The sequence below is a fragment of the Pseudomonas sp. SDO55104_S430 genome (assembly GCF_054070595.1).
Window position 1 is genome coordinate 1 of the sequence record NZ_JBSVXG010000227.1, and the last position, 9,079, is coordinate 9,079.

The 9,079-nt window shown below is 62.6% G+C and carries 11 protein-coding genes; 5 read left to right on the forward strand and 6 right to left on the reverse strand.

Annotated features, from left to right (window positions below; all coding sequences use genetic code 11):
- Positions 1–52: 52 nt before the first annotated feature.
- Both ACW9JE_RS25670 and ACW9JE_RS25675 read right to left on the reverse strand, forming a co-directional pair.
- Positions 53–796 carry a creatininase family protein gene (locus ACW9JE_RS25670; RefSeq protein ID WP_457434323.1) on the reverse strand — a complete coding sequence of 248 codons (744 nt, stop codon included), beginning with the start codon at positions 794–796 and terminating at the stop codon, positions 53–55.
- A gap of 46 nt (positions 797–842) precedes the next feature.
- Complete coding sequence (locus tag ACW9JE_RS25675) at positions 843–2,156, reverse strand: MFS transporter (RefSeq protein ID WP_457434324.1); 1,314 nt, start codon at positions 2,154–2,156, stop codon at positions 843–845.
- Between the two features lie 132 nt (positions 2,157–2,288).
- On the opposite strand from ACW9JE_RS25675, the gene ACW9JE_RS25680 reads away from it, so the two are divergent.
- Positions 2,289–3,206, forward strand: a complete 918-nt coding sequence (locus ACW9JE_RS25680) for a LysR family transcriptional regulator (RefSeq protein ID WP_457434325.1) — start codon at positions 2,289–2,291, stop codon at positions 3,204–3,206.
- 3 nt (positions 3,207–3,209) lie between these two features.
- Here the strand turns inward: ACW9JE_RS25680 and ACW9JE_RS25685 are convergent, their stop codons facing one another.
- Complete coding sequence (locus tag ACW9JE_RS25685) at positions 3,210–4,118, reverse strand: LysR substrate-binding domain-containing protein (RefSeq protein WP_224541773.1); 909 nt, start codon at positions 4,116–4,118, stop codon at positions 3,210–3,212.
- Between the two features lie 177 nt (positions 4,119–4,295).
- Between ACW9JE_RS25685 and ACW9JE_RS25690 the strand changes: the two genes are divergently transcribed.
- From ACW9JE_RS25690 to yghU, 4 genes are all read left to right on the forward strand, one after another.
- Positions 4,296–5,501 carry an MFS transporter gene (locus ACW9JE_RS25690; RefSeq protein ID WP_457434326.1) on the forward strand — a complete coding sequence of 402 codons (1,206 nt, stop codon included), beginning with the start codon at positions 4,296–4,298 and terminating at the stop codon, positions 5,499–5,501.
- A 40-nt stretch (positions 5,502–5,541) separates the two neighbouring features.
- Positions 5,542–6,213 (forward strand): type 1 glutamine amidotransferase domain-containing protein, encoded by a 672-nt coding sequence (locus ACW9JE_RS25695; RefSeq protein WP_457434327.1) that lies wholly within the window; start codon positions 5,542–5,544, stop codon positions 6,211–6,213.
- Between the two features lie 171 nt (positions 6,214–6,384).
- Entirely contained in the window at positions 6,385–6,687 is a 303-nt protein-coding gene (locus ACW9JE_RS25700) for a DUF1330 domain-containing protein (RefSeq protein WP_457434328.1), read from the forward strand.
- Between the two features lie 38 nt (positions 6,688–6,725).
- The gene (gene yghU / locus ACW9JE_RS25705; protein WP_457434329.1) at positions 6,726–7,565 is read left to right on the forward strand and encodes a glutathione-dependent disulfide-bond oxidoreductase; all 840 of its coding nucleotides are present in this window, start codon (positions 6,726–6,728) and stop codon (positions 7,563–7,565) included.
- Between the two features lie 159 nt (positions 7,566–7,724).
- Here yghU and ACW9JE_RS25710 read toward each other — a convergent pair whose 3' ends face one another.
- The 3 genes from ACW9JE_RS25710 to ACW9JE_RS25720 are packed head-to-tail and all read right to left on the reverse strand — an operon-like array spanning position 7,725 to position 8,805.
- Positions 7,725–8,090, reverse strand: coding sequence for a cytochrome c3 family protein (locus tag ACW9JE_RS25710; RefSeq protein ID WP_224533442.1), 366 nt, complete (start codon positions 8,088–8,090; stop codon positions 7,725–7,727).
- A 5-nt stretch (positions 8,091–8,095) separates the two neighbouring features.
- Positions 8,096–8,356 (reverse strand): hypothetical protein, encoded by a 261-nt coding sequence (locus tag ACW9JE_RS25715; RefSeq protein ID WP_457434330.1) that lies wholly within the window; start codon positions 8,354–8,356, stop codon positions 8,096–8,098.
- A complete protein-coding gene (locus tag ACW9JE_RS25720; protein ID WP_457434331.1) occupies positions 8,356–8,805 on the reverse strand; it encodes a ferric reductase-like transmembrane domain-containing protein in 450 nt (149 codons plus the stop codon). The genes ACW9JE_RS25715 and ACW9JE_RS25720 overlap by 1 nt, the downstream gene beginning before the upstream one ends.
- Between the last annotated feature and the right edge of the window lie 274 nt (positions 8,806–9,079).

Below are 9,079 nucleotides of genomic sequence, written 5' to 3' on the forward strand. Positions count from 1 at the left end.
GCGATTTCGAAGACGCCTTCGCAGGCAAGCCTGGCTCCTACAGAAGTCGGGATTACTTGGTCTCCCGGCTAAACGCCGCCACCTCCTGCACCAACCCCTGCGCCGCCAGCATCACCAGCTCACGGCCCTTTTCCGGAGTCGCCAATGCCGGATCCGACCCCATGCGACCATCCGGGTGACGGGCACGGAAGTCGGCGGCTTCGCGGATCGGGCCCCAGTTGGCGATTTGTGGCGAGTAGTCGGCGGTCTTGATCGAATCCGGATAGGCCCACTGGGTAACGGCGATTTCCGACGGGGTCGCGTGCACGCCGTGGCCGGTGGGGAACTGCTGTTTGGCCAGTTCGTTGACCCCTTCCAGGTCCCACCAGTTGCACAGCTTCAAGGCGAAGCCCGCAGGACGCTTGGCGAAGCTGGCTTCGGCGTAGATTTCCGAAAACGCCGCTTCGATCGACGCCACGTTACCGCCGTGGCCATTGAGGAACAGGATCTTTTCAAAGCCGTGGGCCGCCAGCGAGCGCACCCAGTCGCCAATCGCCGCCATGAAGGTCGAAGGACGCAGGGAAATGGTGCCCGGGAAACCCAGGTGGTGTTGCGCCATGCCGATGTTGAAGGTCGGCGCGATCAGGATGTCGGTATCCTTCTGCGCCTGGCGGGCGATGATTTCCGGGCACATCCAGTCGGTGCCCAAAAGGCCGGTCGGGCCGTGTTGTTCGTTCGAGCCGATGGGAATCACGATGGTGCGGCTGCGCTGGAGGAACTGTTCGATTTCGGCCCAGGTGGACATGTATAGCAGCATGGCAGTGCTCTCTTTTCAGGGTTCCTAGCGGAACAGGATGTTGGTTTCAACCGGCGCTGAATTCAGCCACCGGCGTTTGAGTCGATGAAGATTTGTTGAGCAAGACGATCAGGGTCGCACACAGCGCGGCACAGCCGACAGCGACGACGCCCAGGTTCATGGTGCCGGTGGCGGTTTTCGCCCAGCCGATCACCGCCGGCCCCCAGAACCCGCCGGACAGGCCGATGGTGTTGATGAAGGCAATACCGCCAGCGGCCGCTTCGCCCTTGATGTGCTCCGAGGGCATGGTCCAGAACACGGTGTAGGCCATGAACATCGCGGCGGTGGCCACCGACAGCAGGGCCAGCGACGGCAGCACGTGCCCGGCGGCGAAGGGGAACATCAGCATCATCAAGGCTCCAATCCCGGCCGGTACCGCGCAGTGCAGGCGGCGTTCGCCCAGGCGGTCGGAGCGGCGGCCGATGAAGTACATGCCGATGGCGGCGCCGATGTAGGGAATCGCGGCAAACCAGCCCAACTGCTGCGTATCATTGACGCCCTGGTCCTTGAGGATCGCCGGCAGCCAGAAGCTCATGGCGTAGATCGAGAAGATGATGCAGAAGTAGGCCGATGCCAAGACATAGGTTTTCGGGTCGCGCAGCACCGCCTTGAAGGAATGCGAGTGCCCTACCGCTGTGCCGAGTTCCGAGGCCAGCAGTTGCTTCTCTTCAGTGCTCAGCCAGCGGGCGTCCGCCGGCCTGTTGGCCAGCACGAAGTAAGTGAGGACGCCGAGAAACACGCAAGGCAGACCCTCAATCAGGAACATCCACTGCCACCCCGCCATGCCGCCGACACCGGCCAGCGTGGTCATCAGCCAGGCCGAGAGCGGTGCGCCGACGATGCCGCCGATGGGCCCGGCGATGAACACGATGGCGATGGCCCGGGCCATCCGCGTCGGGCCGTACCAGCAGGACAGGTAATAGATCATTCCCGGCGCAAACCCGGCCTCGAACACCCCCAGCAGAAAACGCATCAGGTAGAAGGTCGGCACGTCGCGCACGAACAGCATGCAGGCCGAGGTGATGCCCCATAACACCAGAATGCGGCTGAAGGTCTTGCGCGCGCCGACCTTGGGCAGCATCAGGTTGCTGGGCAATTCGAACAGCACGTAGCCGAGGAAGAAGATCCCGGCGCCCGCGCCATAGGCGGCGTCGGACAGGCCCAGGTCACTCTGCATCTGCAACTTGGCGAAACCGACATTGATCCGGTCCAGATAGGCGAAGACGTAGCAGATGAACAACAGCGGCAGCAGGCGCCAGTTGAGCTTGCGGTACAGGCCCGCCAGGGCGTCTGTTCTTGCCTCGGGAGTGAAGGTGGTCATGCGCGTCTCCAATTATTCTTGTTCACAGAGGTCGTGGGAGGGATGTTGCGCCGGCACCTTCAGACCAGCAAGAGCAACTAAGTTCGCGTATCGTTGCTCCATGAGCAACACTCGAACGTGAGGGAAGACGATATGCGCGAGATCAACCAGCAACGGCTGCGGTATTTCCACGAGGTGCTGGTCCACGGTTCGATCCGTGGCGCGGCGGACAGCATCAACACCTCTCCTTCGGTGATCACCCGGCAGATCAAGCTGCTGGAGGAGGAACTGGGCGCACAGCTGTTCGAGCGTCAGGCCCGGGGTGTGCAGCCGACCGAAGCGGCGGCGCATCTGCTGGAGTTCTGGCGCGGGTATCGGTCGCACCAGGAACGGCTCGAAGACCAGTTGCAAGCGATCAAGGGCCTGCAGCAAGGCCATGTGCGGGTGGTAATCAGCGAGGGTTATGTCGATGCCCTGGTCGACAACGTGCTGGCGCCGTTCTGCAAGCAGTACCCCAAGCTCGACGTGACCCTGGACATCCTGCCGGTGGACGATGTGCTCAGCGAAGTGGCGGAAAACCGCGCGCACATTGGCCTGGCCTACAACCCGCCGCTGCACGCGCACATCGATTTCTGCGCCACCTCTTCGCAGCCGGTGATGCTGCTGGTGCGACCGGATCATCCGCTGGCCGTCCGGGGTGGCGTTGCCTCGGTGGAGGATGTCCTGGCCTGCCAACTGGTGCTGACACCTACCAGCTTCGGCATCGGCCACGCGATCAAGATGCTCGAGTACGCCGAGAAGATCGAGATCCGCCCGGCGCTGGTCAGCAACTCGCTGGCGGCCCTCAAGCGCCTGGTGGCGTCCGGGGACTTCGCTTCGTTGCTGGGGGAATACGCGGCCTATCGGGAGATTGCCCAGGGCAGCTTGTCGGCGGTGCTGGTGGACCATCCGCTGTTTCTCGGGGTCGAGGCGAAAGTGCTGGTGAAGTCCGGTCGAGCGCTGACCGCCCCCGCCCAGGAACTGCTCAACTGGATGCTGCAACGCCTGCCGATGTTTGCCTCTGGCGAATGAACATCAGGTTGCCGCGGACAACCCGGCGGCGGTCTCCACTAGCAACTGGCGAAACCACTTGTGCGCCGGGTCGTTGCGATAACGCACGTGCCAGGCGATCTGCACCGGGAAAGTGCCCAGATCCACCGGCGCCTCCACCACCTTCAGGCGCGAGTCCTTGGCGATCTGTTTGCAGATCTGCCGCGGCAGGGTCGCGCAGTAATCGGTGACCGCGATGATCTCCGGCACCGCGAGAAAATGCGTCACCGAGATCGCCAGCTCGCGCCGCAGCCCCTGGCGGTCGAGGGCCTGGAACAGCCCTGCCCTGAGGCGTCCCGGTGGCTGAATGTTGACGTGGCGCAGCGACTCGTATTGTTCGCGCGACAGGCTGTCGCCGATGTCCGGATGGTCGGCCCGCACCACGCAGGCCAGGCTGTCATCCATCAAGTGCTGGACGATCAGGTTGTCGGGCGGTTCGACGATGCGACCGAGCACCATGTCCGTGGTGCCGGAAATCGCCCCGGTTTCCGCCAGGTCATTGCCATAGGGCGACAGCGACATTTTGATCCCCGGCGCCAATTGGCGCAGCCGGGCGACGATCCCGGGCACCAGCACGACTTCAACGTAGGTGTTCACGGCGATGTTGAGCTGACGGGTCGCGGTTGCCGGATCGAAATGCTGCCGGCCGATGAGCACCTCGTCGAGCCGGGTCAGGCTTTCGACGATCACCGGGGCGATCTCTTCGGCGAACTGGGTCGGCTTGATGCCATAGCGCTCGCGGATGAACAGCGGGTCCTGCAGCGTGTCGCGCAGCCGGTTGAGCGCGTTCGACAGCGCCGGCTGGGTGATGCCCAGACGCAGGGCGGCGCGAGTGACGCTGCGCTCTTCCATCAGCGCAATGAACACCGGCAACAGGTTGAGATCGTAGCGCATGGATTGCCACCGTCTGGATCGCGGGATTGACCAGACATAATGCCATATGAATATCTAACATCAAGCAAACAAACTTCTTGAATATCTCACCCTGAATCATAGTTGGGCCCATCCAGAAGGGGCTGCCGGAACCGGTAGCCAACTCGAAGCGGCTCAACTCAAATCAAGGTGATTCACATGACGAACACGCCATCTGCGAACAAGCTGACTCGCGCCCTTGCGCTGTTTGCCCTGGCCTTGGGCAGCTTCTGCATCGGTACTTCGGAATTTGCCAGCATGGGCATCATCCAGCTGTTTTCCGCCAGCCTCGGCATCGACGTACCCCAGGCCACCAACGCGATCACCGCTTACGCCCTGGGCGTGGTGATCGGCGCACCGGCGGTGACCCTGGCGGCGGCCCGGCTCAATCGACGCACGCTGCTGCTGGCCTTGATGGCGCTGTTTGTAGTCGGCAATGTGCTGTCCGCCATCGCGACCGACCTGAACCTGCTGATGGCCGCGCGTTTCCTCAGTGGCCTGCCTCAGGGTGCCTACTTCGGCGCCGGCGCGATGGTGGCCTCGTACATCATGGGCCCCGGACAGGAAGGCAAGGCATTCGCCATCGTCATGACCGGGCTGACCATCGCGACCATCATCGGCTCGCCGCTGGCGACTTTTCTCGGCCAACACCTGGGCTGGCGTGAAACCTATCTGGCGGTGGCGGCGCTTTCCGGTCTGGCGTTGCTGGCGATCTTTCAGTGGCTGCCACGCAGCGAAGCGTTGAACGGTACGCCGATCATTCAGGAACTGTCGGCCCTGCGCACCGGCAGCGTGTGGGGGGTGATGGCGGTGGCGACCGCCGGCATTGCCAGCCTGTTCGCGGTCTACACCTTCATCGGCCCGATCATCACCGATGCTGCACTCCTGGCCCCGGCCATGATCCCGGTGGCCCTGGCGATCTTCGGTCTGGGCATGACGGCGGGCAACAGCGTCGGTGGGCCGATGGCCGACCGTTATCCGATGCGTGGCATCGTGCTGGGCTTCGGTGTGGCGCTGGCGATGCTGGCGATCATCGCCACGGCCGGGCAAAACCCCTGGGTGCTGTTCCCTGCCCTGTTCGTCCTCGGTGCCGGCCTGATGGCGTCCCTGCCGACCCTGCAAGTGCGCCTGACCAAACTGGCCCCGCAAGCACCTTCGCTGATGGGCGCCATGCTGCTGGCCGCGTGCAACCTGGGCAATGCCATCGGCGCCTGGGGCGGCAGCGCCTCGATCAATGCGGGTTACGGCCTGCTGTCCGCTGGCTGGGCGGGCTTTGCCATGACCCTGACTGGTTTGGTGTTTTTCGGGCTGACCCTCATACGCCGTCGCCCTGCCCCGCTGATCAATGCGGCAGCCGTCGCCTGAATTTGAAACCTGAATTTTTAACCCTGTCGGAGCTTTAGCCATGAGCATCAAACACGTTCTGTTCATCCTCACCAACACCGCCCAAATCGGCCCGAACAACCGCCCAACCGGGTACTTCTTTCCCGAGGTCGCCCACCCTTACGAGGTGTTCGCCGAAGCCGGCGTGGCGGTCGAATACGCCTCGCCGCTGGGCGGCACCCCGCCGGAAGACGGCTATGACGAAAGCGATCCCGCGCAATTGGCATTCCGCAACAGCGCCGCGATCCGCCGCATGGCCAACAGCCGTCGGTTGTCGGAAGTGGATGTGCTGGATTACGACGCGATCTTCTTCCCCGGCGGCCTTGGCCCGATGGTCGATATCGCGACCGATCCTGATGTGAAGCATGCCGTTGAACGTGCGTGGAATGGCGGCAAGATCGTTGCCGCGGTGTGCCACGGTCCGGCAGCGTTGCTTGGGGTCAAGCTGGAAGACGGTACGCCGCTGGTTCAGGGCCGCAAGTTGACCTCGTTCTCCAATGACGAGGAAGCGGGTTACGCCCAGGCGGATGTGCCGTTCAATCTGGAAGACGCGCTGCGCGCCGAGGGTGCCGAGTATTCATCGGCAGCGGTGTGGCAGGAGAAAGTGGTGGTCGACGGTCGCCTGATCACCGGCCAGAACCCGGCATCCGGTGGGCCGCTGGCCAAAGCGCTGGTTGAAGCCCTGGGCCTCTGACCCCAGAAACCCCGCCGTCCCCCTGTAGGAGCGAGCTTGCTCGCGATGGACCCGAGACCACCGCTGGGTGTCAGCTGCCCAGCGTCACCGTTAACGACCATCGCGAGCGTGCTCGCTCCTACAGGATCGCGTGATCGTCACGCAGCCGAACACTCTATCGAGGAATTCATCATGTCCGCCTATGTTATTTTCATCCGCGAAACCACCACCGACGAAACGCAGATGCAGCAATACGCGCAAAAGGCCCCCGCCGCCCGTACCGGCCACGACATCACCCGGGTCGCCTTCTACGGCCAGCTTGAAGTGCTCGAAGGTCCATCGGCCGAAGGCGTGGCAATTCTGCGTTTTCCCGACATGAACGCCGCTCGGGCGTGGTACAACAGTCCGGCCTATCAGCAAGCGCGCGAACATCGCTTCAAGGGTGCGCAGTACCGGATGCTGCTGGTCGAAGGCAGCGACGTCGTACCGGCCTGATCTCGCGCGCTCAAAGCACATCACCAGGAGGTCCATGCGTGAGCAAAAAGTCCTACGTTCCGCCCAAGGTCTGGAAACACGAAGCCCCGTCCGGCGGTCACTTCGCCAACATCAACCGCCCGGTTGCCGGCCCGACCCATGACAAGACCCTGCCGGTGGGCAAGCAGCCGTTGCAGCTGTATTCGCTGGCCACGCCCAACGGCGTGAAGATCACCATCATGCTCGAGGAGCTGCTGGCCCTGGGGCATACCGGCGCCGAGTACGACGCCTGGCTGATCCGCATCGGCGAAGGGGATCAGTTTTCCAGTGGCTTTGTCGACATCAACCCGAATTCGAAAATCCCGGCCTTGCTGGACCGCAGCGCAGAGCCGCCGATCCGCGTGTTCGAGTCCGGTTCGATCCTTTTGTACCTGGCGGAAAAATTTGGCGCTTTCCTGCCCAAGGATCCTGCGGGGCGTACCGAGACCCTGAACTGGCTGTTCTGGCAGATGGGTTCGGCGCCTTACCTGGGTGGCGGTTTCGGGCATTTTTATGCCTATGCGCCGGAGAAGTACGAGTACCCGATCAATCGCTTCACCATGGAGGCCAAGCGTCAGCTGGATGTTCTTGATCGTCGCCTTGCGGAAAGTGCCTACCTGGCTGGTGAGGAATACAGCATCGCCGACATCGCGGTGTGGCCGTGGTATGGGCAGCTGGTGCGGGACAAGGTGTATTCGGCGGCAGAATTTCTCTCGGCTCATGAATACAAGCATGTGCAGCGTTGGGCCGAAGACATCGCCAAAAGGCCTGCGGTGGTGCGTGGCCAGCGGGTCAACCGGACCTGGGGCGATGAGGAAAGCCAGGTGCCTGAACGGCATCAGGCCAGTGATCTGGATTGAATCCGCTGTACCTGTAGGAGCGAGCACGCTCGCGATGGAGGCCAGGCCACCGCGGGGCATCAGGCAGCCCGCGTCATCGTTGACGACCATCGCGAGCAGGCTCGCTCCCACAGGTTTTTGTGTTGGATGCATGGTTTGTGTAAGGCACAAATCCCTCGATTACTCGGGCACACCTGACACGGGCTGGGCGTGACAGCGCTGACACTCTCGAATCGGGCCCGCCGCATGAAACACCTGTACCTGCTTGAGGTGACAATCGCGGCACAAACCATGGAAATCCTGTTCGATGCGCTGCGCCAACTCAGGTGTTTTCTTGTGGCACAACACGCAGCTGCGCTCCCCGGTGGGCGGCGATGGGGCGTGGTCGGCGTAGTCGTGGTGGCAGGTCAGGCAGTTCACCGTGCCGTGCAGTTGATGATTGAAATTGAGCGGCAGCAACGGACGCTCCTGAAGCAATTTCGCGTGACCGGCGCTCAGCAAATAGCCCAGCCCTGCCGTCGCAATCAACACCCAAAAAAGATGCATGCGCTTCATAACGGCAAATCACTGTTGGCCAGCAGTGAATAGCACACCGCCAAGGCCATGGCGAACACCACCATCCCGACACTCAACCAGCTGGCATAACTGGCGGTATGACGCCGCCTCGATCCGCCACCGCGCACCAATGCAGCCCGCGGCAACAGCGGCCTGAAGATCGCCGCGCCGATCAATCCCACCCAAAAGAACCACTTCCACGTCGCTGCGGTGTAGAAACCGGCACTGAGCATATGCACGCTCATCAATACCAGCATCAGCGGCCCAGCCCGTAGTGCCAGAGTTTGAAATGCCGATGGTTGCGCCACAGCTTCTTGCGAACAGCCGAGAGACTGGTCGGCACGAGCACCAGCAACAACAGGGTCGCCAGGGTGCCGCTCAGCATGGGCCAGGTGGCTGATGGCTTGAGGTAGTCGACCACCCGCGGTTCGCTGATCAGCAGCATGCCCACATGCAACGCCAGCAACAGCGTGGCGGCGTAGCCGAGGTCGCGGTGCAGGTTCATGAAGAACTTGCCGTCGTAGTAAGGCTCGGAGAGCGGGCGGCCGCTGTAGAAGAACAACGCAGCCAACAGAATGCCAGCCAGGAACCCCGCCCCGTTGGCGAAATCCCACGCGGGATCGATGCCCGGCATCGGGGTCATGAACAACAGCAGCACGAATGGCAGTGTGACCAGCAGGGTCAGACGAAGCAGCAATGCGACCACGCTCAGCCTCCTGCCGGGTAGTGCCTTGGGACATTTACTTCAGCTTCGGATTATCGCCGGGATGGTTGCGAGGCCTTTGAGTCTGGCTGCCAGGTGTGTTGTTGAGCGTGACAATTTGCGCGGGGAAAAACCTGTGGGAGCGAGCCTGCTCGCGATAAAGCATTGGACGCCGCGGAGGTGCTGGTTTTGCGCGTTATCGTTGGCGACCATCGCGAGCAAGCTCGCTTGTATGTTTAGACTTGAAGGGGTGGGCGGGACTAAAAGCTCGATTCCG

Bases quoted from the DNA above. Each gene is read 5' to 3' on its own strand.
- ACW9JE_RS25715 (WP_457434330.1), bottom strand. From the start codon at position 8,356: ATGCTGGTATTGATGAGCGTGCATATGCTCAGTGCCGGTTTCTACACC.
- ACW9JE_RS25675 (WP_457434324.1), bottom strand. From the start codon at position 2,156: ATGACCACCTTCACTCCCGAGGCAAGAACAGACGCCCTGGCGGGCCTG.
- ACW9JE_RS25710 (WP_224533442.1), bottom strand. From the start codon at position 8,090: ATGCATCTTTTTTGGGTGTTGATTGCGACGGCAGGGCTGGGCTATTTG.
- ACW9JE_RS25670 (WP_457434323.1), bottom strand. From the start codon at position 796: ATGCTGCTATACATGTCCACCTGGGCCGAAATCGAACAGTTCCTCCAG.
- ACW9JE_RS25680 (WP_457434325.1), top strand. From the start codon at position 2,289: ATGCGCGAGATCAACCAGCAACGGCTGCGGTATTTCCACGAGGTGCTG.
- ACW9JE_RS25685 (WP_224541773.1), bottom strand. From the start codon at position 4,118: ATGCGCTACGATCTCAACCTGTTGCCGGTGTTCATTGCGCTGATGGAA.
- ACW9JE_RS25700 (WP_457434328.1), top strand. From the start codon at position 6,385: ATGTCCGCCTATGTTATTTTCATCCGCGAAACCACCACCGACGAAACG.
- ACW9JE_RS25695 (WP_457434327.1), top strand. From the start codon at position 5,542: ATGAGCATCAAACACGTTCTGTTCATCCTCACCAACACCGCCCAAATC.
- ACW9JE_RS25690 (WP_457434326.1), top strand. From the start codon at position 4,296: ATGACGAACACGCCATCTGCGAACAAGCTGACTCGCGCCCTTGCGCTG.